Genomic DNA, 25,514 nt, shown 5'->3' on the forward strand with positions numbered 1-25,514 from the left:
TTGCTGAGACGCCCACGCATCGTCCGCGTGGACGTGGCGGCTCAATAGGCTAATCAGAATGGGCACAGACAAACCATTCGTCGTGGTAGTCGACGACGATGCGTCGGTGGGCAGGGCGATCAGGCGTCTGTTGCGCTCAGTCGGGATTGCGGCCGATACGTACACGAGTGGCGACGAGTTTCTCGACGTGCTGTCGGCCACGCCTTCGTATCGCCCCGACTGCGTGATCCTCGACGTGCAGATGCCAGGTTCCAACGGCATCGAGGTGCAGCGCCGGCTGGCGGGCAGCGCCGTGCCCGTCATATTCATCACGGCCCACGACGACGCCGGCGTGCGCGAAGCCGCGCTCGCGGCGGGCGCGCGCGCCTATCTGCGCAAGCCCTTCAACGACGTGCTCTTCATCCGGACAGTGTGTGCCGTGCTCGGCATCGCTGCGCCGCTATGAGCGCGTCGCCCGTGCGATCGAACGCTGCGGGACGCAAGCGTATATGCGCTCCTGCGCACGACCGTTATCGCCGGATTGGGTATTGGACCAAGGTCCAATTGTCTTTGACCCGCCCCGCTTCCACACTGGATTGCATCGGAGTCGCCAGCCCGGCTGGCGCGCTTCCCGTTAGTCCGCCGTGCAGTGCGCGCAGCGCAGGCGAGGGCGGAGGCAATCGTTTCGAGTTGCGGAGATTTGTTATGGGACGGACATTTCGACACCCGTCGATGGTTGCCGCGTGGCCGCCGATATCACGCTGTGCGCTCGTGGCCGCACTCGCGTCCGTCCTGTTTTTCACCGCCTGCAAGAAAGCCTCCACCGAACCGCCACGCCCGACTGTCGAAGTGACCGTCGTCACCGTCGCGCAGAAAGAAACCCCCGTCGATTTCGAGTTCACCGCGCAGACGCAGAGTTCGCGTGAGGTGGAAATCCGTGCGCGTGTCGACGGTTTTCTTGAACGGCGGCTCTATGACGAAGGCGCGCTGGTCAAGGAAGGCCAGGTGCTGTTCGTGATGGACCGCAAGCCTTTCGAAGCTGCGCTTCAATCCGCCAAGGGCGCGCTCGCACAACAGCAGGCGCGGCTGCTCGTCACAAAGCAGAACCTAGCGCGTGTGATTCCGCTTGCCGCACAAAACGCATTAAGCAAGAAGGATCTCGACGACGCAACGGGCAACGAGAAACAGGCCGAAGCCGCCGTCATCGCCGCACAGGGTGAAGTGCGCACGGCCGAACTGAACCTGAGCTACTGCACGATCCGCTCGCCGCTCAAGGGTCTCTCCAGCTTCGCGCGTGTGCAGGACGGCAGCTATGTGACGCCGACACAATCCGGCCTGCTCACGTACGTCTACCAGCTCGATCCGATGTGGGTGAACTTCAGCATCTCCGAGAACGAACTGCTGCGCTACCGCGAACAGATCACCAAGGGCCTGCTGCGTTTCCCGCCTGATAACAAGTTCGACGTGACAGTGATCCAGGCCGACGGTTCCATCTATCCCGAGAAAGGCCGCATCGATTTCACGAACCCCGCGTTCAGCCAGCAGACGGGCACGTTCCTCGTGCGCGCGACGTTCTCCAATCCGAACGGCACGTTGCGCCCGGGGCAGTTCGTGCGTGCGAAGGTGTCGGGCGCGGTGCGGCCGAATGCGATTCTCGTGCCGCAGCGCGCGGTGCTGCAAGGCGCGAAGAGCCACTTCGTGTGGGTGCTCGACCAGGATTCGAAACCGCATCAGCGCGTGATCGATGTCGGCGACTGGCACGGCGACGACTGGTTTGTGAACGAAGGCCTGAAGGCGGGCGAACGCGTGGTGGTCGACGGCGCGATCCGCGTGTCGTCGGATGCGCAGATCAAGGTGGTCAGTGCGCCACCGGGTGGGACGCCTGCCGCACCCGCTTCGGCACCCGCGGCTTCGGCATCAGCGCCCGCCGCGACGCTCGCGCAGCGCGCCAGCCCATGACGATGCGAAGCCCCGACGAACGATGACCGATGACGACCGACGCCATCCGGCGCCCCCGATCCGATGAACATCTCCCACTTCTGCATCGACCGCCCGATCTTCGCCTCGGTCATCTCGATCGTCATCACGCTCGGCGGCGCGCTGACGATGCTCGCGCTGCCCACCGCGCAATATCCCGACATCACCCCGCCGCAGATCACGATCTCCGCGACCTATCCGGGCGCGAGCGCCGACGTGGTCGCCAACAACGTCGCCGCACCCATCGAGCAGCAGGTCAACGGCGCGGACAACATGATCTACATGAGCTCGTCGAGTTCATCGACGGGCAACCTGACGATCAACGCGTACTTCCAGATCGGCACGAACCCGGAACTCGCCCAGGTCGACGTGCAGAACCGCGTGAATCTCGCGCTGCCGCAACTGCCGCAATCGGTGACGGCGCAGGGCGTGCAGGTGCAGAAGAAATCGCAGGCGTTCATGATGGTGATCGCGATCTACTCGCCCACCGAGCGCTACGACGCGACCTACATCGCCAACTACGCGAACGTCTACGTGCTCGATGCCTTGAAGCGCATTCCGGGCGCGAACCAGTCGAGCATCTTCGGCACGCCCGACTACGCGATGCGCATCTGGCTGCGCCCCGACCGCATGGCGCAACTCGGCATCACGGCCGCCGACGTGCAGCGCGCGGTGGCCAACCAGAACCAGCAGTTCGCGGTCGGCCGATTGGGGCAATCGCCAACCGGGAACCCTGTCGAGCAGTCGTTCGCCGTCACGACGACGGGACGCCTCACCGAACCCGCCCAGTTCGAGAACATCATCATTCGTGCGCAAAGCGGCGGCGCGGCGATCGTGCGGCTCAAGGACATCGGCCGTGCGGAACTGGGGCAAAAGGACTATTCGATCCGCAGCCGCTTCCAGGGCAAGCCCGCGACCGTGCTCGCCGTCTACCAGCAGCCGGGCGCGAACGCGCTCGATGTGTCGAAACAGGTGCGCGCGACACTCGCCGAGATGAAGAAGACGTTCCCCGAAGGGATCGACTACGAGATCGCGATGGACACCACCGAGTTCACGCGCGCGTCGATCACGGATGTCGTGCACACGTTCTTCGAAGCCGTCGTGCTGGTGGTGATCGTCGTGTTCGTGTTCCTGCAGAGCCTGCGCGCGACGCTGATTCCCGTGCTGGCCGTGCCGGTGTCGATTGTCGGCACGTTCATGGGGATGGAGGCGCTCGGTTTCTCGATCAACATGCTCACGCTGTTCGGCATGGTGCTCGCGATCGGCATCGTCGTGGACGATGCGATCGTCGTGATCGAGAACGTCGAGCGCAACATGACCGTTCACAAGCTCGATCCGAAATCGGCCGCGAAACAGGCGATGGATGAGGTCGCCGGGCCGGTCGTCGCGATCGTGCTGGTGCTGTGCGCGGTGTTCGTGCCGGTGGCGTTTCTCGGCGGCATTACCGGGCAGATGTACAAGCAGTTCGCGATCACGATTGCGATCTCGGTGGTGATTTCCGGTGTGGTCGCATTGACGCTCTCGCCCGCGCTTGCCGCATTGCTGCTGAAACCCGGACATCACGAGAAAAAAGGCTTCTTCCGCTGGTTCGACAACCAGTTCGCGCGGATGACGGCGGGTTATACGCGCGCGGTGCGGCTCATCATCAAGCGTTTCGTGATCGCGCTGCTGGTTTTTGTCGGCATGATCGGGCTCGCGGTGCTGATGATGCGTGACATCCCGACCGCCTTCCTGCCGCCCGAAGATCAGGGCTATCTGCTCGGCGCCGTGATCATGCCCGATGCCGCATCGCTCGATCGAACGGGGAAAGTTTCCGATCGCATTTCAGAGTACTTTATGAAGCAGCCCGCCGTCGGCAGCATCACGACCGTCGACGGCTTCAGCATTCTCGATAGCCAGAACAAGAACAATTCGTCGACGTTCTTCGTCGGCTTCAAGAGTTTCGAGGAACGTTACAAGTCGGCCAATATCCGCACGCAGAACGCGCGCGCGGTGCTGATCGATGCATACAAGGCGCTCTCGCAGATTCGCGAAGGCATCGTCGTGCCGCTCAATCCGCCGTCGATTCCGGGCCTCGGCACGACGGGCGGCACGGAGATGTGGATCCAGAGCAAGGGCGATGCGACCATCGCGCAGTTCGCGGCGGTGGTGAACGATTTCGTCGCGCGTGCGAAGCAGCGGCCGGAACTCACCGGCGTGACCAACACCTTTAATGCGGATTCGCAGCAGCTGCTGGTTGACGTCGATCGCGACAAGGCGGAGACACTCGGCGTGCCGGTGGAGGACGTCTATAGCGCGATGCAGACGATGTTCGGTTCGCTCTATGTGTCGCAGTTCAACCGTTCGAGCCGTTTGTGGCAGGTCATTCTGCAGGCCGAGCCGTCGTATCGCCTGAAGCCCGACGATCTCGAACAGATCTTCGTGCGCAGTTCGAATGGCAGCATGGTGCCGCTCAAATCGGTGGTGACGTCGCGCTACGTGACGGGGCCGGACCTGATCACGCGCTTCAACAACTTCCCGGCCGTGAAGATCACGGCGAACGCCGCGCCTGGCTACGCGTCGGGCCAGGTGATCAGCACGCTCGAAGAACTCGCGACGCAGATGCCGTCCGAGTACGGCATCGCATGGAGCGGCGAGGCGTTCGAGGCGAAGCAGTCGGGCGGCACGTCCGGCCTCGTGTTCGTGTTCGGCCTGATCATGGTGTTCCTGATTCTCGCGGCGCAGTACGAGAAGTGGAGCCTGCCGTTCGGCGTGCTGATGGCGGTGCCGTTCGCGCTGTTCGGCGCGCTGCTCGCAATCCTGTTGCGCGGGCTGAACAACGACGTGTACTTCCAGATCGGTCTGACGATGCTCGTTGCGCTCGCGGCGAAGAACGCGATTCTCATCTTCGAGTTCGCGGTGCTCAACCGCGAGGCGGGCAAGTCAGTGTTCGACGCGACGATGACGGCAGCCGAAGAACGGTTGCGGCCGATCGTGATGACGTCGCTGGCGTTCATTCTCGGCTGCGTGCCGCTGGCGATTGCGACGGGGGCGTCGGCGAACAGCCGGCATTCGATTGGCACGGGCGTCATCGGCGGGATGCTGGGCGCGACGGCGATTGCCGTGTTCTTCATTCCGATGTTCTTCTATGTGCTGGAGACGATGTCGGAGAAGAGTGCGAAGAAGAAGGACAAGAAGACGGGCGATGTGCCGCCTTCCGGGCCTGGCGCAACGCCCAGTGAGCCGAAGGTGCCACCGTCTGCGGGTGGGCCGACTGTCGGTGGTGGGCCGACCACGAGCCCGTCTGCACCGCGCGAGGGTGACTGACATGCGCCGCGTCCTGCTGATCGGCCCACTGTGTGCCCTGACCCTGAGCGGCTGTCTCCTCGGCCCGAACTACTCGCGCCCGCAGGTAGAAGTACCCGCGACGTACCGCTTCCCCGACAACTACGCATCCGACGTCGCGAACACCGAATGGTGGAAACAGTTCGACGACCCCGTACTCAACGACCTGATCACCACCGCGCTCGCGAACAACAACGACGTGAAGGTCGCCGCCGCACGCGTCGACCAGTTCCTCGGCCAGTTCGTGACGACGCGCGCAGCACTGCTGCCGCACGTCGATGCGGGCTTCGATGCCGAACGCCAGCGTATCCCGACAACGTCGCCACTGTTCTCGAACATCACCAGTCCGGTGTTCAACTCGTATCAGCTGGCGCTGTCGGCGTCGTGGGAAATCGATCTGTTCGGTCACAACCGGCGTCTGACGGAAGCGGCGCGCGCGAGCCTGCTGTCGACGGAAGAAGCGAAGCGCGGCACGATCCTCACGCTCGTGTCGTCGGTGGCGTCGTCGTATATCAACCTGCGCAGTCTTGACCGGCAACTGGAGATCGCGAAGGCCACCACGTCGAGTCGAGCGGAATCGGTGCATGTGTTCGAACTGCGCTTCAAGGGCGGCGAAGTCTCGCAGATGGAACTCGCGCAGAGCCAGTCCGAATACGAGGACTCGCGCTCCCGCATTCCGCAGATCGAATCGCAGATTGCGCAGCAGGAAGATGCGCTGTCGGTGCTGCTCGGGCGCAATCCGGGCGATATCCTGCGCGGCCGTGCGCTCGGTGAACTGGCGGCGCCTGCGGTACCTGCCGGTTTGCCGTCGGATCTGCTCGAACGTCGGCCCGATCTGCGTCAGGCCGAACAGGATCTCGTTTCCGCCAATGCGCAGATCGGCGCGGCAAAAGCGCTGTATTTCCCGCAGATTTCGATTACGGGTCTGCTCGGTACGCAAAGCGGCCAGTTCTCGAAACTCTTCACGGGGCCGGCGCGCGTGTGGTCGTTTGCCGGATCGGTGACGCAGCCGATCTTCGAAGGTGGCGCGATTGCCGGTCAGGTGAAGCAGGCCGAAGCCGTGCAGCAGCAGGCACTGTATTCGTATCGCAAGGCGATCCAGGTGGCGTTCCAGGAAGTCGACGATGCGCTGATCTCGTCGCAGAAACTGCGCGAACAGTTCGATATCCAGGGACGCCAGGTGGAAGCGCTGGCCACATACGCGCATATGGCGAGGCTTCGCTATGAAGGCGGCTACACGAGCTATATCGAAGTGCTCGATGCCGAACGCAGTCTCTTCAACGCTCAACTAAGCCAGACGCAGACGCAGGCCGGTGTGCTCGTGTCGTATGTGAGTCTGTACAAGGCGATGGGCGGCGGCTGGATCATTACGGCTGAGGGGATGACGACCACGCAGGCACATGCGGGCGATACACAGCAACCTGACAACGCAGCAGAAAAGCAGGACGTGAAATGAGCGACACGGCCACCTCGACCTATCTCGGCCACGCTGCGCGCACGCCTGTGATCGCCTGTCACGAATGCGATCTGCTGCAGCGCGAAAGCGCCGTGCCGCCCGAAGGCGTGCTGCGCTGTTGCCGCTGTCGCGCGACGCTGTACCGGCGTCATGCGAACAGTCTCGACCGGACGCTCGCCTATGCGCTCGCCGCATGTGCGCTGTGGGTGATATCGAACGCATTCCCGATCGTCGGTCTTGCCGTGAACGGCGATCTCGTCGAAACGACGATGTTCGGCGCCGTGCGTGTGCTGTATCAGGACGGCATGTGGCCGCTGTCGGCGCTGATCTTCATCACGACGATGCTGATGCCCGCGTGCCAGGCGCTCGGCCTCGTGTGGCTGCTGCTGCCGTTGCGGCTCGGACGCACGCCGTATCGCGCGGACGCCGTGTTCCGCATGCTGCGCGTCGCGCAGGAGTGGGGCATGACGGAAGTGCTGATCCTCGGTCTGCTCGTCGCGCTGGTGAAGCTCTCGCATATCGCGTCGGTGGTGACGGGGGCCGCGTTGTGGTCGTTCGGTGCGCTGATGCTGATGCTCGCGGCGGCCGCTTCCGCATTCGATGCGCGCGATCTCTGGACGCGTCTCGAAGGCGTGCCCGATGCCGGCCCTGCGTTCGACAGCGACACGCCGTTTCCCGCCGAGACGGCCGCCGCGTGCGGCATGTGCGTATGCCACGACTGCGGCTTGCTGACGCGCGTCGCGCCGATGCAGGCTCAGATCGAGCGCGACTATGCGAACGTTCATGCCGCCGTACATTTGCCGTTGCATCCGACGCACTGCCCGCGCTGCGGCGCGCATCTGCATCTGCGCAAACCCGATAGCCTCGCGCGCACGTGGGCGTGTCTGATCGCGGCCATCATCCTCTATATTCCCGCGAACGTGCTGCCCGTGATGGACACGAGTTCGCTGTTCGGCGCACAGAAGGACACGATCATGAGCGGCGTCGTGTATCTGTGGACGTCGGGTTCGTGGCCGCTCGCCGTGCTGGTTTTCATCGCGAGCATCGCGGTGCCGATGCTGAAGATTCTCGCGATCGGCTTTCTCGCGATCTCCGCGAATTTCCGCTCGACGTGGCAGCCGGATCAGCGCGCGCGCATCTACCGGATCGTCGAACTGGTCGGCCGCTGGTCGATGCTCGATATCTACGTGATCGCCGTGCTCACGGCGCTCGTGCAGTTCAATGCGCTCGCCACGGTGCGTGCCGGACCGGCCGCGATTGCGTTCGGCGCGGTCGTCGTGCTGACGATGTTCGCCGCGATGTCGTTCGATCCGCGCCTCATCTGGGACACGAGGAAACCGGAATGAACCGGCCGCCCGACGCCGTCGCCGTGCCGAAGAAGCGCTGGCGCATCCAGTGGATCTGGCTCGTGCCCGTGGTGGCCGTGGGCGTCGGCATCTGGCTCGCGGTGCAGGCGGCGCTGTCGCAGGGACCGACCATCACGATCAGCTTCAAGACGGGCGAAGGGCTCGAAGCGGGCAAGACCAAGATCAAGTTCAAGGACGTCGATATCGGCGTCGTGAAGAAGGTGGCGTTGTCGAAAGACTATAAGCGCGTCGTCGCGACGGCGGAACTCACGCGCGACGCCACCAACATGCTCGTCGACGACACGCGCTTCTGGGTCGAACGGCCGCGCATAGCGGGCGGCAACGTATCGGGCATCAGCACGCTGCTGTCGGGCGCGTTCATCGGCATGGACATCGGCAAGGCGAAACAGGAGCGGCGCGATTACACGGGACTCGAAATTCCGCCCGTATTCGCGAGCGACGTGCCCGGCCGCGAGTTCGTACTGAAGGCAGCGAACCTGGCCTCCCTCGATGTCGGCTCGCCCGTCTATTTCCGGCGGTTGCGCGTGGGCCAGGTGACCTCGTTCGAACTCGACAAGGACGGCGGCGGCATCACGCTGCGCATCTTCGTGAACGCGCCGTACGACCGGTACGTGAAAAGCGATTCGCGCTTCTGGGAAGCGGGCGGCATCGACGTCGCACTCGGCACCGACGGCGTGAAGATCAACACGCAGTCGCTGGTGTCGATCCTGATCGGCGGGCTGGCGTTCGAAACGCCCGCGTCGTCGCTCGCGGAGCCGGAAGCGGAGGTGCGCACGCCGTTCACGCTGTTCGCGACGCGCACCGATGCGATGAAGGTGCAGGACCGCATCGTCGATACTTATGTGCTCAATTTCACGGAATCGGTGCGCGGGCTGACGGTGGGCGCACCCGTCGATTTCCGCGGCATCGTGCTCGGCGAAGTGTCGGCGATCTATACGCGCTTCGATCCCGTCACGAAAAAGATCAGCATTCCCGTCGAAATCCGCTTCTATCCGGAGCGCTTCACGTCGCGCTACGCGAACAACAAGCCGGGAGGCGGGCGCGTCGTCGAGGATCCGAAGGCTATCGCCGATTTCCTCGTGTCGCGTGGTTTCCGCGCGCAGCTGAAAACGGGCAGTCTGCTGACGGGCCAGTTGTACGTGTCGTTCGATTTCTTCCCGCACGCGCCGAAGGCGACCGTCGACTGGAGCCGCACGCCCGCCGAACTGCCGACCGAGCCGAGCGGTTTGCAGTCGCTGCAGGAGTCGATCAACCGGATCGTCGCGCGGATCGACAAGCTGCCGCTCGAAGAAATCGGCAAGAACACACAGCAGACGCTCGCCAACGCGAGCGCGCTGATGCAAAGCCTCAACACGCAGGTCGTGCCGCAGGCGAAGAGCACGCTGTCGGCGGCGCAGACGACGCTCAATTCGGCCAGCAACGCGCTCGCGCCCGACTCGACGCTTCAACAGGACACGAGCGATGCGATCCGCGAACTCGCGCGCACGGCGGCGTCATTCCGCGCGCTGTCCGATTATCTGCAGCGTCATCCGGAAGCGCTGCTGCGCGGCAAACAGGAGGACGCAAAGTGAAGCGATCGATGCTTTCGCGCGGCGCGTATCTCTGCGTCGCCGTCATGCTGGCCGCGTGCGCTTCGCCGCGTTCGAACTTCTATACGTTGAGCCCGGATTCGACGCTCGACAGCACGGGCGCGCCGCTATCGGTGTCGGTGGTGGTCGGGCCCGTGACGGTGCCCGAACTGGTCGACCGGCCGCAACTCGTGACGCGCGTGTCCGGCAACGAAGTGAAGCTGAACGAATTCGCGCGCTGGGGCGAGCCCGTGAAAAGCGGTGTCGCCGATGTAATCGCCGCCGATCTGTCGCGCCTGCTCGGCTCGCAGCGCGTGTCGGTGTCGTCGCAAACGGTGGCGGGCACGGAGGCGTGCCGCGTGCGCGTCGATATCGTGCAGTTCGATTCGATGCCGGGCGAAGCGGTCGCCGTCGATGCCTTGTGGACGGTGCGCGTGGCAGGCCGCGACGCGTTGCTGACGGGCCGCTCGACCGTGCGCGAGCCGGTGCAGGGCGCGGACGACGCGGCGCTCGTGGCTGCGCATAGCCGGGCGCTCGGGGTAGTGAGCCGGGAGATTGCGGCGGCGATCCGGCGTGCTGTTGCGAGCTAGGTGAGCGCTGTTATGCCGATGAAGCGCGAGTGTTCATACTTGGACGCGCACGAGCCGTCATGTCCTCACGACGGCCGTGCTCGCCATCAAGCATCCGCCGAGGCGGTCAGTTGTAGGTGAAGTTCACCGTCGCTGTCGCCACGACGGAGCCGGGTGTCAGCGTGCCGAGTTCGTAGAACTGCGCGACGAACGGAATCGTCATTGAGTAAGTACTGTCGACTGTGCCCATTGCGACGGCGCTGTTGAGCGTGACGGGCGTGCCTGTGGTTGCGCCGACGCTGGACGCCTTGAGAAGCTGCACGCCTACCTGTGTCGCGGTGCCCGTGTTCTGCAGCACGCTTGCCACGGTGTCCATCGTTCCTGCGACCGTCATCGTGATGACGGTGCCCGGCGCGCAGCTGACGAGCTTCACGTTGAATGGCGTGGCGTTCGTCGTACTGCCGACGGATGCAAAGTTCATGATGGGCGCGCTGCCCAGATTGACGACCTGATTCGCCGACGCACTGTCGATGCTGCACGAAGGCTGCATGATCAGGCCGGTGAAATTGAGGTTTGCATCTGCGGCGAAAGCCGGTCCTGCTGCCATCAGTGTGAGCGAGGCGAGCAGCGAGAAGATCTTTCGTAAAGTCATGGTGTTCGGTCGAGGATTGCAATCGGCGTTAGCCCTGCTTGCCGCGAGTCTGTTTGCCGAGGTTCGCGTGTGGCTATGCATGCCGAAGCGGGTCAGCGTGGAGCAGACCCGTTTGGCCGTATCGCAGATTTACAGATATTGCATCGTGACGGTCATCGACGTATTTGCCGGGCCGGGGCCAACCGTGGAGGTCGTCTGGTAGTACCGTGCCTTCAGCGGGATAGTGTAGCTGCCGCCCGTGCTTGAACTGTACCCACTAAAGGTCTGATAGCTGCTCAACGGGAGCGCTGTGCCGCTGTTGTTGAGCAGTTGCACACCGACGCCCGTGGCCGTCGAACTGCTGTCTAGTGCGACCACCGATTGTGAGCTGTTCACGACAGTCGTCGTCGGATCGATGCGGTACTGGACGCTGTTCAAGCCCGCTGGGCAGTTGTTCACGCTGATGTTGAAGCCGACGTTTGTCGTCGTGTGGCCGACGCCCGTAAATCCTACCGTGGAGAATGTGCCGAGCGGAATCGATACGTCGGGAGTCGTGCAAGAGCCATTCACAATCTGAACGTTGGGCGTACTGAAAGACACCGTGTAGGACGAAAGGAGGGTCGACGGCGACCCGACGATAGGAGCAGTAGGCCGCATTCCGGGTGCAGCCCGTGCCACGTTCAAGGCTGATAGCGTGCCCGCACTAGGCTGGCCCGTCTTGACGAGCGCGACCTGTATCTGTGCGCCAACAGGTGTACTGGTCGTGTTGCAGGTGGCACCGTACCAGGAACCTCCGTTTGTGCCGATATCACCCTCGTTGAACCAGCCGCCACAGGATTGTTCGCCGTCCGAGAAACTTATGATCATGCCGATCCCCGTATATCCCGTGTTATACACGGTGTACGACCGTCCACCATAGGACGTCGTCGTGCCCGTGCTTGTCAACATCGGCATGCCAAAGGATCCAATGCCCATCCCGCTACTTTGCGAGCAGTTCCACATGTTTACGCTGGTGCCGCTAGTCGAGGCCCATCCGGTGAGAACAGTGCCTACTGCGCTGTCACGCGGTACGGTGACCGAGGCAGGCAAAGTAACTGGATATGTGTTGCCGCTGACGCCCGAGCAGGAGTCGGCCCGAGCTTGCGGCGACGCGATCATCCAACACAAACCCAGGAAGCAAAGCCCCAGAAACTGAACAAGCCTGTATCGATTCGTCGAATGCTTTGAATCGTTCATAAAATACTCTTTGAAAAATTTGGGTCAATCGTCAAGATGACTTAAATCTGCTGCGCTATTCGTTTCATGGAGCACGTTTCGTTGCGTGCCGCGTGGAAACGGGCGTCGCGTGCGATTTTCAGCGGCACATTGAATCGGCGAACGCGATCGCCGTCTTCCCCTTCTGGGCAACGGGAAGGGAGTAGCTGACCGTGCAACTCTGCCCTATGCCTGCGCCCCATTTCACAGTCAGATCGCCAACAGCGGCGTTGCTGTAGAACATCGCGCGGCTACCTTGGCTGATCGTGCCGACGTTGTTGCCCTTGTCGTCCAGCACATCCGCGCCGAACGGCACCGTGTCTCCGTTCGGACGGCGCAGACGCATCACGACCGCCTGGCCGCGATTTTCGGTATCGAACTTCACGCGCACTACAGCACCCGCCGTCGGTGCAAAATGCTGTTCGGTGCTCTTCAGTTCGACACCCATCGGCAGGCCCTTGGTGTCGATTTCGATGGTATTCAGCGAATACGGCTCCATGCCCGCGACGACCGCATGTCCAAACCCGTCGACGCGCACGCCCGGCGCCGTCGCCACGCGCGCGCCTGCCGCGTCCTTCGCTTCGACAATCGCAAACGTGTCTCCCGTTTGCGGCGTCAGCGCAACGCCGCCCGGGTACGCGACGACCGTGCCCGACATGCCGCCGCCAGCCTGCGTATAGCCGTTCGAATAACCCGCGTTGCCGCGCAACTGCGTGTAGCGGCTCAGATAACCGGCGTTCGCGTTGATGCTGCCGCCATTCGTGCTGCCCGAGTCATAACCCGCCGTGACGCCGTAGCTCAGTTCGTTGTCGGCGCCCGCGGCGCCCGTGAACGTCTCCTGAATCTGCGTGCTGTTGTCGCGCGAGTCGTGCATGAAGCTCGTCATCGTATTGGCGACCTTCGAGCCGATGTCGAGCGGAATGCTCAGGTTCAGCATCACGCGGTTGTCCCAGCGCGCGCTGTTCACGTCGAGTTCGCGCGACGCCGACACACCCACGCCGACGCGACGGAAATTCGTGTTGTAGCCGACCGAGTACGAGGTATCGCGATTCGACTTGTTCCAGTAGTTCTGTGTGAAGCCGGATGCGTAGACGGAGCCCCACGTACCGAGGTTCTGGTTCAGCGTCAGCTGAAGCCGGCCCTTCTGCACGCCGGTATTCGTATTGCCGATGCCGCGCTGCGCGAGATCGCGCTGATTCATCGCGTCGGGCAGATCCAGGAAGCCGCTCGTCGAGTACCGGTACGCGGCCAGCGTCAGGTTGGTGTTCGTCGGCGCGAACAGGCGCGAATAGGAAATCCGCAAGCTCTGGCCGCTGCGGCCCGGCATGTTCCGGAAACTGCTGTTCGCCTGCGTGATGTCGAGGCCGAACGCGCCGACGGGCGTGTCGATCGCCGCGCCGAGCGCGCCCGACAGATAGCCCTCGGCAGCGGCCACTCCGCCGTACAGCGTGACGAAGTTGTTGACGCCGCGCTGCACGCCCGCTTCGAAGACGAACGGATGGTTGTGCGCGCTCGTATTGCGGTACTGGCCCGCTGCGACGTTGTAACGCCAGCGGCCTTCGCGCAGCGCGTTGACAGGCGCCGCGTACGGAACCTTCGACACATGCTGGCTGCCGTCCGCTTCCGTCACGACGACGTCGAGGTCGCCGCCGTAGCCCGTCGGGTACAGATCGTTGATCTCGAACGCGCCCGGCGCAACCGTCGTCGTGTAGATGATGTTGCCGTTCTGTTTGACCTCGACCTTCGCGTTGCTGTTCGCGATGCCGCGCACAGTCGGCGCATAGCCGCGCTGCGATTCGGGATACATGCGGTCGTCGGTGGCCAGTTGCACGCCGCGCACGCCGATACTGTCGAAGATCGTGCCGTCAGTGTACGAATCGCCGAGCGTCAACTGGCTCTTGATGGGTTCGAACGAGCGTTGCAGGTAAGTCTGCATGCTTTGCACATGCGTGCCCGTGCCCGTCGCGCTGGTGACGTTGCCGTTGTAGCGGAAGCGCCACGGGCCGAGGTTCGCGCCCGCGGTCAGGCCGAGATAGCCCTGCGTCGTCGCGAGTCCCGCGCCGTTGGTGTGATAGACATTGGCGTTGTACTGCAGCGTCGCAGCAGGCACACCGTCGTCCCAGAACTTCGGATCGACCCAGCCGCGCGCGTTGCGGCTCATCATGGCCTGCGGAACGCTCACGTCGAGACGCTGCTCGCCCATGTCGAACGTTGCCGTGGCCTGCGGGATGAGTTCTGGCAACAGCGCGGTCGAGCCACCGTTAGCGGCGGCGTCGAGCTTCGCGCGCGCCGTTTCCGGCAGTCGCGTGAGATCCACGCCGACGCGCGTCAGCAGGTCGCGGTCGAACACGGGCTGTGCTGCGCGCTTCTGGCCGCCAGTTTCGCGCAGGTTGACGTCGGTGACGCCGATCCATACGCCATTCACGTAAAGCGCCGCGCGATAGTGGCCCGGCAGGGCGGCATTGCCTTTGTCGAAACGGGAGATGTCGACGGTCGCTGCACTGGTGCCCGTCAGGAACTGCGAATTGAACTCGACGGATTCCGGCGCGGCGGCCGCGATGTTCAGCGTGATGGGAGCGGGGTTGGTCGGCGCGGCAGTACGGTTCGCGTGCGAGGTCGCCATGCCGTCGGCGGCCGACAGCGCATGCGTGTCGGTGGAAGCGAGCAGCGGCGCAGCGTGCTCGGCTTCGGCTGTCGCGACGGGTTCGGCGGGAGCGGCGCCATTGAGGACGGACAGCGCGTCTGCATGGGCATGCGCCGCGCTGAACGTCAGCAGCACGGCGAGGCTCGCCTGGCTTAGACACAGCGGATTGGCGTACGCGCGCGTGGAAATGTGTTTCGGATGTCTATTCTTCATGATGAGCCGGATTCGCAGGCAACACCGGCCCCTGCCATGGCATCAGGCCATCGGCACGTCCGGTTTTTCCCTGCGAAGATTCATGCTGTCAGGTGCGCCGCGGTTCATCCCTTTGCGGCGCCATTAGTCCGGCTGACGAAGGCATCGGGATGCTTCGCAGCGGCGACTCTTCGCCTGCGGCTTGCGCAGGCTTCGGCGTCATTGCAGCGCTGATTCGTGCTTCATCGGGCCGCCGTAGTCGTTCAGCGTGGTGAACGACACCTTGCCGCCAGCGCCCGGCGCGCCCGACAGCGGCAGCGTGAGGTTGGCGCCCGGCGCGACCATGCCGCCTTCGTCGAACTTCGGCGCATTGACGCCTTCGCCCACGTGCGCTTCGATAATCGTCACGTGATAGGGCGTCGGATTCGAAACGAGCAATGCGGGCTTGCCGTCCTGCGTGCCGATGTGCCACGTGAGCTTTTCAGGTGCGTCATCAGCCTTGCCGGGCAAGCCGGCCGGACGGAAGAAAAATTTGAGGCGCGAGCGGAACGCCAGTTGCACGTAATTCGCGCCCGCCTGGGTAGCCGTGGGCTTGGGCGGCACTTCGAGCAGGTTGAACCACAGGAGCGTCTCGCGGTCCGTCGGCATCGCTTCGCCCGTATAGGAAATACGGATTGTCTGAGACTTGTCCGGGTCGATGCGCGCGAGCGGCGGCGTCAGGACGAACGGCAAATCGAGCTTGCTCGGATCGGCGGTGAGGTCGCCCTTGTCGAGCCACACCTGGCTGAGCGCGGGCGATTTGCCCACGTTGGAAAGCTTGAGCGTCACTTCGCTATCCGTCGCGTTGTAGACCACGCGCGTACCCGCGATGACGACGGATGCCTGTGTCGCGAAGGGCAACATCGCACCGATGGCCAGCACGCCGGCAGCCATCGCACACTTAAGAAGTTTTCGGATATTCATGACGCTCAACCACAAAACGGAATTCGATGAGATGGCGCTGCGCGTATGCCGCGGGGCGCCGCTCGCCAGGACATCGATCGACTGCGCCGGGGTAACGTCGCACGACACGATGCAAGGCGTAACCGGCTGCCGTCGACTGGACTGAAAGACCATGGCGGCAGCCGATGTTTGCTGCGTTTGTGCGCGGATGGAAGACGCGTGAGCATCGCGTCCGCGCACCACCCGATTACTGGTAGATCATCGAGTACGTGACGTTGGTCGTCACGCTGCCAGCCGTAGCGCCGCCAACCGGCGACACGTATTGCGCGGCGTACTGCAGGTTCGCGGCACCGCTCGAGATGGCGACGGATTGCGAGTTCTGTGCGCCGTCAGCCTTGCTGACGTCGATGGTCTTCTGGCTGCCGTTGTAGTCGACCAGTTGGACTTCAACCTTCGTGGCCGTGCCGTTGTTGAGCAGGTTGCCGTCGCTCAGCGTATTCGCGCCATATTCCCAGAACGTGTGCACATTGCCCGTCGACGGCGTGCAGCTCGACAGAGCGATGGCGAAGCCCGTCGAGCCAGCCGACGAACCGGCCGCCGACAGCGTCGAGGCGGCGAGCGTCGGCAGCGTGACCGTGAAGTTGTTGCCTTGACCGTTGCCGCTCACGGTGCACGTGTTGGCCGTCAGTTGACCGTTGATCGTTACGACGCCGCCGTTGCTGGCGGGCGCTGCGTGTGCCGCCGAAGCAGCCAGACCCATTGCTGCAACGATCAGGGGGAAAGCGATTTTTTTCATGAAACTTCCTACTCCAAAGCGTCACCGAAGTGACTGAATTAGATTGATGAACCGTTGAGAGAGCATGGGATCCGACAGTTATCGGAATCGAGAGGAAAATTCCGCCCGCCAGCTAAATGACGGATCCACCTGTTAGGCCCATGAGTGGGCAGAGGTATTATTCGAGGAATCGATATGAGCTTCGATAGGAACAGTCTTAAATTGAGAGACGATTCCTAGGGCGATTGGCGTGCTTTCCAAGCAGATATGGGAGAGCTCGTTGGGTAGATGAGTTACGCGACCGCGCAGTCGACGGTTTCGCGGGGACGGCGTCACGCGATGCGCAATTTGTGAGGTGCAAGCGAGCTTCAGCCGTTTCCAGAAGACTCTGTATCCAGAAGACTCTGTAAAATGGGTTGGCCCGACAACCGGATGTAGGGTCGCGTTCGAGGCGCTGTTTGACTCGTGCCCCGAAGCGCTCCACGCACGCGCCTCCAGACCACGCATCCCGCCAACGCTTTCCGACATGGCCATCACCTATAAAACTCCAGAAGACATCGCCCGCCTGCGCATCTCGGGCCGGCTCGCCGCCGATGTGCTCGCCATGATCGGCGAACACGTGAAGCCCGGCGTCTCGACGGGCGAACTCGACGCGATCTGCCACGACTACATCGTCAACACGCAGAAGGCGATTGCCGCGAACGTCGGCTACATGGGCTTTCCGAAAACGGTCTGCACGTCGGTCAATTCCGTCGTGTGTCACGGCATTCCCGACCGCAGCGAAATCCTCAAGGACGGCGACATCATCAACATCGACGTGGCCGTCATCAAGGACGGTTTCTTCGGCGACACGAGCCGCATGTACACGGTCGGCCAGCCGGGCACCGTCGCGCAGCAGCTGATCGACACGACCTACGAGGCGATGCTCGAAGGCATCCGTCAGGTGAAGCCGGGCGCGACGCTCGGCGATGTCGGTCATGCGATCCAGAAGATCGCGCAGCGCGAGGGCTTTTCGATCGTGCGCGACTACTGCGGACACGGCATCGGCAAGGTCTATCACGAGGATCCGCAGGTGCTGCACTACGGCCAGCCGGGGCAGGGCGTGCGCCTGAAGCCGGGCATGGTCTTCACGATCGAACCGATGATCAACGCCGGCCGCGCCGGCACGACGGTGATGCGCGACGGCTGGACGGTCGTCACCAAAGACCGTTCGCTGTCCGCGCAATGGGAGCACATGGTCGCCGTCACCGACGACGGCTACGAGTTGCTCACGCCGTGGCCCGACGGCACGGGGTGCTACGAGGCGCCTTGAGTTGCTTTGAGTTGCTTTGAGTTGCGGGAAGCGGCGGAGCGACTGCCCGCAACCGTTTGCGGCCGACCATGCCCGATGCGATGCGCCACAACGGCACGCGCGTATGCCGTTTTGGCGTCCGCGTGTCAACCCGTGCGCGCTCGCTCGCACTGCGCCGAATTAAAGATTTGACTCACGCGCCGGTTCGGTTAAAGCTACGCGCTAGCGTTTCACCCGGATGACATAAGGGATTTTCGACCGCATGAGTCCTTCACTGACCGTTCGCCGCATCGCAGCCGATCAGGGCGCCGTCTTCCGCGAGCTTCGTACGGCTTCACTGCGCGAAGCGCCCTACGCTTTCGGCGAGACGCTCGAAGAAGCGCTGTCGGCCGATGCGTCCATATTCGAGGAGACGGCCGCGCGGCACGCATCCTCAGCGGCGTCGACGTCGTTCATCCTGTACACGGAAGGGCATCCCGCCGGTCTGATCGGCGCGTGCTTCGAAGATGCGCCGTCGCATCGCGCGTTCGTCAGCGAGCTGTGGGTCGCGCCCGCCGTGCGGCATCTGCGCGGCGGCGAACTGCTCGTCAACACGGCCAGCGAGTGGCTCGCGGCGGCGGGTGCCGCCGAAATCTACGCGTGGATCGCCGACGAAAACCGCAACGCCATGCGCTTCTACGAGCGTCTCGGCTTCGGCCCGACGGGCGAGCACGAGCGCATTCCGCGCGCGCCCGACCAGTTCCAGACGCTGCTCGTGCGGCACGTGCCGCAAGCGACGGCATCGGACGACACGGCTCGCGGGTAGTTCATCTAGCCGTTTTTCGCCACGCTTCAAGCCTTCAACGGACGCCTCTGCGCGCGTCCGAACTACGCACCGTTCCCACTTTTTGTCGATCCATTCGCCCGGGACGCAGCACGCGCGCGGCATTTTCCTGTCGCGTGATGACTGCGTGAAGACTTATTGGCAAAAAAGCTCACCGTTCGCCTGGACGCCTGTAAAATACGCAAAATTTTTTGCCGAACGCTATGTCGCCCAGGAAATCGCCATTCTTTGAACTGCGCAGTGGCGCGGTCGACACGCTGCTGTTTGTCGTCAAGACGACCGACCTCACTGAAATGCGTGCCGAGCTGACCCGGCGCTTCGAGGCGACGCCCGAATTCTTCGCGAACGATACCGTCGCGATCGACGTGCGCCGTCTTGCAGAAAACGAACGTGTGCCGCTCGCGGACATCGCTGCGCTGCTCGGCAGCGTGCGCATGCGTCCCATCGGCGTCGTCGCCGACAGCGCGCAGCACGAATGGGCGAACGAAGCGGGACTGCCGCTGCTCGACGCACGCGATCCGCGCGGCAGCAAGAACAACGGCGACGAAGCGGGTGAAGACACGTCGGGCAAACAGGCCGCCGCACAGCAAGCTGACGTGGCACCACAGGCGCAAGGCCAGCTGCAGATGCAACTGCCCATTCCCTCCGAGGAAGAAAGCGCGCCCGCCGTGTCCACCGAGCCCGTGCGCATCGCCGGCTCGTCGTCGCAGACGACGGTGATCGACAAGCCGCTGCGCTCGGGCCAGCGCATCTACGCGAAGGGCGATCTCGTCGTGCTCGGCATGGTGAGCAACGGCGCCGAAGTGATCGCGGAAGGCAACATCCATATTTATGCGCCGTTGCGCGGCCGCGCGCTCGCGGGCGTGCACGGCAACCACGACGCACGCATTTTCTGCACGTGTCTCGAACCGGAACTGATCTCGATCGCGGGCATTTACCGGACGACCGAAAACCCGCTGCCAGCCGACGTGCTCGGCAAGCCGGTGCAGATCTGGCTCGACGAAGAAAAGCTGATGATCGAACCGCTGCGGCTCACCTGATGCGTACGCCGCACGTGCATTTTGCGTGTCGCGCGATGGAACTCCCGCCGGACTCAATAGACGAATTGACGAACACAAGGTAAAGGGTAATGGCAAAAATCATTGTGGTGACTTCGGGCAAGGGTGGCGTAGGCAAGACGACCACGAGCGCGAGCTTCGCGTCCGGTCTCGCGTTGCGCGGCTCGAAAACGGCGGTGATCGACTTCGACGTCGGTCTGCGCAATCTCGATCTCATCATGGGCTGCGAGCGTCGCGTGGTGTACGACCTGATCAACGTGATCCAGGGCGAAGCCAACCTGAACCAGGCGCTCATCAAGGACAAGAAGTGCGAGAACCTGTTCATCATGCCCGCCTCGCAGACGCGCGATAAAGACGCACTGACGATGGAAGGCGTCGAGAAGGTCATCAACGACCTGATCGCGATGGACTTCGAATACATCGTTTGCGATTCGCCGGCGGGTATCGAATCGGGCGCGCTGCTTGCCATGCATTTCGCCGACGAAGCGCTGATCGTGACGAACCCGGAAGTGTCGTCGGTGCGCGACTCGGACCGCATTCTCGGCATCCTGTCGTCGAAAACGAAGCGTGCGATCGAAGGCAAGGAGCCCATCAAGGAGCACCTGCTGATCACGCGCTACAACCCGAAACGCGTGAGCGAAGGCGAGATGCTGTCGCTGACCGACATCCAGGAAATCCTGCGTATCGATCTGATCGGCGTGATTCCGGAATCGGAAGCCGTGCTGCACGCGTCGAACCAGGGCTTGCCCGCCGTGCATCTCGACGGCACCGATGTCGCCGAAGCGTACAAGGACGTCGTGTCGCGCTTCCTCGGCGAGCAGAAGTCGCTGCGCTTTACCGATTACCAGAAGCCGGGCCTGCTGCAGCGCCTCTTCGGCACCAAGTAAAGGGAGGCGTACCTGATGTCGATTCTTTCGTTTTTGCTGGGCGAGAAAAAGAAGTCCGCGTCGATAGCGAAGGAACGCCTGCAGCTGATCATCGCGCATGAGCGCGTGGGCGGCAAAGCGCCCGCCGATTATCTGCCCGCGTTGCAACGTGAACTCGTCGCTGTGATTTCGAAGTACGTGAAAATCTCCGACGACGATATCCGCGTGAATCTCGAACGTCACGACGACCTCGAAGTGCTCGAGGTCAAGATCGAGATTCCGCAGGTCTGAGCGGTCTTCAGTTTCTCGCTGGTTGTATCTCTTCTCGCGTGATGCGCGTCACCGTCATCGGGTGACGCGCATTGCCGTGTCTGCGTGTCGTTGCTGCGAACCCTTCGCACACGTCTCTTTCCGCTCTTCGCGGAATATCCCCGAAATAATCCGTTGCACTTGAGGGCAGGCCGTAACACGTCCTCTGTCAGCTTTTTCGTCACCTCGCGCATTGAACCGGCAACGCCATCATTCGGTGCTGACACAAGAGGTGAAAACATGAACAAGTCGATTCGTCTGCTCGCAGTTTCCGCTGTGCTCGTGGTGTCCGGTCTGTCTGCCGCCGCTTCGGCGTCGGCTGCGGAAGTGATCGTCGTCGCGCCGAGCGCGCCGCCCGTCGAGCGCTTCGAAGCCGTGCCCGCGCCCCGCGTGGGCTACGTGTGGGACAAGGGACACTGGCGCTGGGACCACGGCCGCTATGCGTGGGTGCCGGGGCACTGGCAGGTGGAGCGCGTCGGTTATCACTGGGTGCCCGGCCACTGGATCGCGCACGGTCCGAACTGGCGCTGGGTCCAGGGCCATTGGGCCTGATGCCTGACCGAGTCTCGAACAGGCGGCGATAACACGCGCTGAAGACCCGCCGCCTGTTCGCCGAACGCGCCCGAGAGCGCGCTTATCCGCAACCCTCAAGGGAGTCGTCACATGAAAAAAAGAACCTTGCTCGCGATCGTCGCACTGGCGGTCACGTTGGCCGGTTGCGTCGTCGTGCCTGCCCGTCCGGTGTATTACCACCCGGTCGGCGTCGTCGTGTACTGACGATTGTGGGAGGTCGGACGCGTTCAGCGGAGCGCGTCCGATTTTTTCTCAGCGTCGCTTATTCCTTTGCCTCGTCACGCGTCGTGAGCTGATTGTCGTCACCGCTTTCCTCGTCCTTTGAGCGACCTTCTGCAGCAACGGCAGCGTCAGGCGTGACGACGGCAGGCGTCATATAGCGCAGCGACAATGCCTCGTACAACGGCGGCGCAAACAGGCTCGCAATCCGGCTCGACACGAGCGCGGTCGCCATCAGCGAAATCACGAGCGCGTGTCCGTTGATCATCTCCATCACGATCACGAACGACGTGATGGGCGACTGCGTGACGGCGGCGAGATAACCGACCATCGCGAGAGCGATCAGCATCGGCAGCTGCATGTCGTCGAAGAACATGTGAAGCACATTGCCGAACCCGGCGCCGATCGACAGCGACGGCGCGAAGATGCCGCCCGGAATGCCCGGCAGATACGAGCCGATCATCGACGCCATCTTGAGCAGTGGATAGAGCATCGACAGATGCTCGGTGCCATAGAGCAGGCCGCGCGCTTCCGCATAGCCGCTGCCGAAAGTCGTGCCGCCCGAGATCAGCCCGATCACCGCGATGGCCAGGCCGCACAGCGCGGCGAACGCGATGGGCCGCTCACTGTTCAGGCGGCGCAGTGGTTCGGGAATCCAGCGATCGGTATTGAGCAGCAGCCAGCCGAAAATGCCGCCCGCGATGCCCGTGACGATGCCCGTGATGACGACGGCGACGGCCAGCAGTTGCGGGAAGTGCGCGCCGATGTCGATCGTGCCGAAGTACGTGTAGTTGCCGTTCAGGCCGAGCGCGATGATGCCCGCGATGATGATGGCCGTGATCAGAACGCCGCTGGCGCGTGCTTCGAAGCTGCGCGTGAGTTCTTCGATCGCGAAGACGATGCCCGCGAGCGGCGTGTTGAACGCCGCCGACAGGCCGGCCGCTGCGCCCGCCAGCACCAGTTGCCGTTCGATCAGCGCGTTCGAGCGCGGGTAGAGGCGGCGCAGGTTGAACATCAGCGCGGCGCCGACCTGCACGGTCGGTCCTTCACGCCCGATCGTGAAGCCGCCCAGGATCGCCAGAAACGACACGAGAATCTTGCCGAGCAGGATAGGAAAGGTCAGAAGCCGTGCGCCCGCTGCGCTCGTGTTCGAATGCAGCGTCGCGATGACCTGCGGGATGCCGCTGCCTTCGGCACCGCGGAAGAAACGCCGTGTGAGCCAGACGGACAGCGCAGCGACGGCGGGCGTCAGCAGCAGCGTGAGCCAGCGGTGCTGCTTCTGCAGATCGAGGAAAGCGTTGTAGCCGTAATCGATGAGCCGCGCATAAAAGACGGCCGTGAGGCCGACGGCGATCGCGCCCAGCCAGAAGATGCCGTACTGGCGCCACAGACGCCGCACGCGCCGGCCGATGCTCGAGGACAGCAGGGGTGTCCGTGACATGGGAATCGGGCTGGGAATGGGCCGATGAAGGGCCGGCAGATGCGACGGGCAGAGGGGCCGGAGTTCGGACCATTATAGGCGGCGGAACAGCGCAATCGGGCTGAAAGCTTGCTGGGCCGTCCCCCGCGCGCGGCGGGCACTGTCAAGGGAAGTAACGTCTGGTAACGATAGAACGGCTCCGGCAAGATTTGCCGCTGCCCATTTTGCGGGCAATTCCAGGGTGGCTCGGCTAAAATTGCAGATTGCGACCGAGCAGCCAAAACGGGCAATCAATGAAGCGAATTCTTATCGTCAAAGTCACCTCGATGGGCGACGTGATACAGGCGCAGCCTATCGTCTCCGATCTGAAACGCGCCTTCCCCGGCGTTGCGGTGGACTGGGCGGTGGACGAGTCATTTGCCGAGATCGCGCGCTGGAATCCCGGCATCGACCGCGTGCTGTGCGCGCCCTTGCGCCGATTCAAGAAAGCGCGTCGCTGGGCCGATTTCAAGGCGATCGCGGAGTCCATCGGCGAATTGCGTGCGCACCGGTATGACGTCGTCGTCGATATTCACGGCGTCTACAAGAGCGCGATCATCGCGTTCCTGTCGCGTTCGCGGCGGCGCCTCGGCTATCGCAACAAGGATCTCGGCGAGCGCGGTGCTGCGTTTGCGTACACCGGCCGCTTCGTGCCGCCGCGCGACCGCAATGCCTGGAACGGCATGCGGGAGACGGTCAGCACGGCGCTCGGCTATCCGCTCGACACGCCGCCCGACTACAACTTGCAGATTCCCGCGCCCGCAAAGCCGATCGTCGATACGGGCGGGCGGCCGCTCGCGATGCTATTTCATGCCGCTTCGAAGGACGACAAGAAATGGCCGGCGGAGCACTGGATCACCATCGCAAAGGAACTGGTGCGGCGCGGTTTTCATGTGGTCGTGCCGTGGGGTTCGGCTGCCGAACGAAGCGAGGGGCTCGCGATCGTCGATCAGGTAGAAGGCGCGGAACTGCTGCCGCAATTGAGCGTGACGGAGATCGCCCAGGTGATCGCGGCGTCGGACTTCGTGATCGGCGTCGATACGGGATTCGTCCATCTGGCGCACGCGCTCGGCAAGCGCGCGGTGATGATCTTCATCGCCACGTCGCGCGAAACCTTTGGGAATAACGTGCCGTTCCGCTCGGTTTCGATTGGGGAAGGGAATTACGTGCCACCCGTCGCCGAGGCGCTGGCCGCCATCGATCATGTGCACGCCGACCCGCTTGCGCTCGGTGGCAAGGGCGAGTCGGTGGCAGCGGCCTGAGGCTGAGGCTTAAGCCGTAGAAAAAAGAAAAGAGGCGCACGCGCAATTCGCCCAGGTGCGGACGCCGTCGCGAGACGCCTCTGAAAAGCCCGCGCCTGAAGCGCGCGGACCGAGAGGAAACCTGCAGAACAAACCGGTACAACATTCGTAAAGACCATACGGGTGCGGACAAGTTCAACCGATTTCATTCTTTTTGTTCGGAATTCCCGGCGGCGCTTCGCGTGAGTTCGGCTGCGGCTGACTTCACGCTGCGTATCGACTCGTTGATGTTACTGCTTCGAGGCGCGCGTCCGCTCATTACACGCCTGTTAAAACTGTCGCTTTTCTTTCGGCCTTCCGACTCGCGTGAGGCGGGTTTCGTCAGCGCCCGCGCCCCGGTGAGATCGCGATCCGCCGATGCCTTGCCCGCCGAGGCTTTCCGGGCGGGCTTCATGCGTATTGACTGGCCTGGCGCCATCTCGCTTGTGTGCTTTCACGACGCTTCATCGCGCCGCACGCGTTTCTCTGCCTGTAACACAGACGGAGTGGACGCTTACAAATTGCAACGCTCACCCCTGACGGGTTCGTGTCCAATCGAGGTCATTCGGGGTTCGCTCGAATAAAACGACACTGACTCTAAGGGAGAACGACGTGAAACGCTTGATGTTGGCTTTGGTGACGGGCGCGCTGCTGGCTGCATCGCTGAGTGGCTGTATCGTGGTGCCGGAAGGTGGCGGCTATCACCATCACGGCTACTACTACCGCTGATCGGGTGAGTGGCGCTGATGGCCGCTCAGGCCATCAGCATTTCGAACGCGACGACGGCGGCGATAGCGGCCAGGTTCGCGGCAACGGCTTCGACGACGATGCCTTTCCAGCTTGCCGGCTTGAATCGGAACGCGAGCAGCAGCGAACCGAGCAACGCCAGCGCGATGATGACGACGACGTCCGCGTTATCCAGATGAAAGTTCATCGATGCCTCCCCATGCAGCATGGC

Annotated in this window: 21 protein-coding genes; 14 read left to right on the forward strand and 7 right to left on the reverse strand. The window is 63.1% G+C overall.

Annotated elements, in window-relative coordinates:
- The first annotated feature begins 58 nt into the window (after nucleotides 1–58).
- The 7 genes from QEN71_RS03445 to QEN71_RS03475 all read left to right on the forward strand — a co-directional run bounded on the left by QEN71_RS03445 (nucleotide 59) and on the right by QEN71_RS03475 (nucleotide 10,261).
- A complete protein-coding gene (locus QEN71_RS03445; protein WP_028370299.1) occupies nucleotides 59–445 on the forward strand; it encodes a response regulator transcription factor in 387 nt (128 codons plus the stop codon).
- A gap of 239 nt (nucleotides 446–684) precedes the next feature.
- Nucleotides 685–1,938, forward strand: a complete 1,254-nt coding sequence (locus QEN71_RS03450) for an efflux RND transporter periplasmic adaptor subunit (RefSeq protein ID WP_290468232.1) — start codon at nucleotides 685–687, stop codon at nucleotides 1,936–1,938.
- 63 nt (nucleotides 1,939–2,001) lie between these two features.
- Nucleotides 2,002–5,262 (forward strand): efflux RND transporter permease subunit, encoded by a 3,261-nt coding sequence (locus tag QEN71_RS03455; RefSeq protein WP_290468233.1) that lies wholly within the window; start codon nucleotides 2,002–2,004, stop codon nucleotides 5,260–5,262.
- Between the two features lies 1 nt (nucleotide 5,263).
- Complete coding sequence (locus QEN71_RS03460) at nucleotides 5,264–6,736, forward strand: efflux transporter outer membrane subunit (protein WP_201652925.1); 1,473 nt, start codon at nucleotides 5,264–5,266, stop codon at nucleotides 6,734–6,736.
- Nucleotides 6,733–8,082 (forward strand): paraquat-inducible protein A, encoded by a 1,350-nt coding sequence (locus QEN71_RS03465; protein ID WP_201652928.1) that lies wholly within the window; start codon nucleotides 6,733–6,735, stop codon nucleotides 8,080–8,082. The genes QEN71_RS03460 and QEN71_RS03465 overlap by 4 nt, the downstream gene beginning before the upstream one ends.
- Complete coding sequence (locus QEN71_RS03470; protein ID WP_201652931.1) at nucleotides 8,079–9,674, forward strand: PqiB family protein; 1,596 nt, start codon at nucleotides 8,079–8,081, stop codon at nucleotides 9,672–9,674. Before QEN71_RS03465 ends, QEN71_RS03470 begins: the two co-directional genes overlap by 4 nt.
- Nucleotides 9,671–10,261, forward strand: coding sequence for a PqiC family protein (locus QEN71_RS03475; protein WP_201652934.1), 591 nt, complete (start codon nucleotides 9,671–9,673; stop codon nucleotides 10,259–10,261). The genes QEN71_RS03470 and QEN71_RS03475 overlap by 4 nt, the downstream gene beginning before the upstream one ends.
- Before the next feature lie 106 nt (nucleotides 10,262–10,367).
- Here the strand turns inward: QEN71_RS03475 and QEN71_RS03480 are convergent, their stop codons facing one another.
- The 5 genes from QEN71_RS03480 to QEN71_RS03500 form a co-directional block, all read right to left on the reverse strand.
- Nucleotides 10,368–10,892: a fimbrial protein gene (locus QEN71_RS03480; RefSeq protein WP_201652936.1), complete on the reverse strand. Its 525-nt coding sequence runs from the start codon at nucleotides 10,890–10,892 to the stop codon at nucleotides 10,368–10,370.
- Between the two features lie 129 nt (nucleotides 10,893–11,021).
- On the reverse strand, nucleotides 11,022–12,107 hold the full coding sequence (locus tag QEN71_RS03485; RefSeq protein ID WP_201652939.1) for a fimbrial protein: 1,086 nt from the start codon (nucleotides 12,105–12,107) through the stop codon (nucleotides 11,022–11,024).
- Nucleotides 12,108–12,225: 118 nt separating this feature from the next.
- Nucleotides 12,226–14,982: a fimbria/pilus outer membrane usher protein gene (locus QEN71_RS03490; RefSeq protein ID WP_201652942.1), complete on the reverse strand. Its 2,757-nt coding sequence runs from the start codon at nucleotides 14,980–14,982 to the stop codon at nucleotides 12,226–12,228.
- 198 nt (nucleotides 14,983–15,180) lie between these two features.
- Nucleotides 15,181–15,924 (reverse strand): fimbrial biogenesis chaperone, encoded by a 744-nt coding sequence (locus tag QEN71_RS03495; protein WP_201652944.1) that lies wholly within the window; start codon nucleotides 15,922–15,924, stop codon nucleotides 15,181–15,183.
- Between the two features lie 226 nt (nucleotides 15,925–16,150).
- Nucleotides 16,151–16,699 (reverse strand): fimbrial protein, encoded by a 549-nt coding sequence (locus QEN71_RS03500; protein ID WP_201652947.1) that lies wholly within the window; start codon nucleotides 16,697–16,699, stop codon nucleotides 16,151–16,153.
- Nucleotides 16,700–17,204: 505 nt separating this feature from the next.
- On the opposite strand from QEN71_RS03500, the gene map reads away from it, so the two are divergent.
- From map to QEN71_RS03530, 6 genes are all read left to right on the forward strand, one after another.
- The gene (map, locus tag QEN71_RS03505) at nucleotides 17,205–17,990 is read left to right on the forward strand and encodes a type I methionyl aminopeptidase (protein WP_201652950.1); all 786 of its coding nucleotides are present in this window, start codon (nucleotides 17,205–17,207) and stop codon (nucleotides 17,988–17,990) included.
- 241 nt (nucleotides 17,991–18,231) lie between these two features.
- On the forward strand, nucleotides 18,232–18,774 hold the full coding sequence (locus QEN71_RS03510; RefSeq protein WP_201652953.1) for a GNAT family N-acetyltransferase: 543 nt from the start codon (nucleotides 18,232–18,234) through the stop codon (nucleotides 18,772–18,774).
- A 221-nt stretch (nucleotides 18,775–18,995) separates the two neighbouring features.
- The gene (minC, locus tag QEN71_RS03515; RefSeq protein WP_201652956.1) at nucleotides 18,996–19,832 is read left to right on the forward strand and encodes a septum site-determining protein MinC; all 837 of its coding nucleotides are present in this window, start codon (nucleotides 18,996–18,998) and stop codon (nucleotides 19,830–19,832) included.
- An 89-nt stretch (nucleotides 19,833–19,921) separates the two neighbouring features.
- On the forward strand, nucleotides 19,922–20,737 hold the full coding sequence (minD, locus tag QEN71_RS03520) for a septum site-determining protein MinD (protein WP_201652959.1): 816 nt from the start codon (nucleotides 19,922–19,924) through the stop codon (nucleotides 20,735–20,737).
- Between the two features lie 15 nt (nucleotides 20,738–20,752).
- Nucleotides 20,753–21,007, forward strand: coding sequence for a cell division topological specificity factor MinE (gene minE, locus QEN71_RS03525; RefSeq protein WP_012400068.1), 255 nt, complete (start codon nucleotides 20,753–20,755; stop codon nucleotides 21,005–21,007).
- A 258-nt stretch (nucleotides 21,008–21,265) separates the two neighbouring features.
- Complete coding sequence (locus QEN71_RS03530) at nucleotides 21,266–21,577, forward strand: YXWGXW repeat-containing protein (RefSeq protein WP_201652962.1); 312 nt, start codon at nucleotides 21,266–21,268, stop codon at nucleotides 21,575–21,577.
- A gap of 283 nt (nucleotides 21,578–21,860) precedes the next feature.
- Here QEN71_RS03530 and QEN71_RS03535 read toward each other — a convergent pair whose 3' ends face one another.
- Nucleotides 21,861–23,258: a chloride channel protein gene (locus QEN71_RS03535; RefSeq protein WP_201652966.1), complete on the reverse strand. Its 1,398-nt coding sequence runs from the start codon at nucleotides 23,256–23,258 to the stop codon at nucleotides 21,861–21,863.
- 272 nt (nucleotides 23,259–23,530) lie between these two features.
- On the opposite strand from QEN71_RS03535, the gene waaC reads away from it, so the two are divergent.
- Nucleotides 23,531–24,538: a lipopolysaccharide heptosyltransferase I gene (gene waaC, locus QEN71_RS03540; RefSeq protein WP_201652969.1), complete on the forward strand. Its 1,008-nt coding sequence runs from the start codon at nucleotides 23,531–23,533 to the stop codon at nucleotides 24,536–24,538.
- A gap of 772 nt (nucleotides 24,539–25,310) precedes the next feature.
- Here the strand turns inward: waaC and QEN71_RS03545 are convergent.
- Complete coding sequence (locus QEN71_RS03545; RefSeq protein WP_201652972.1) at nucleotides 25,311–25,490, reverse strand: hypothetical protein; 180 nt, start codon at nucleotides 25,488–25,490, stop codon at nucleotides 25,311–25,313.
- Nucleotides 25,491–25,514 lie beyond the last annotated feature (24 nt).

Source organism: Paraburkholderia sabiae, assembly GCF_030412785.1.
Lineage (GTDB): Bacteria > Pseudomonadota > Gammaproteobacteria > Burkholderiales > Burkholderiaceae > Paraburkholderia > Paraburkholderia sabiae.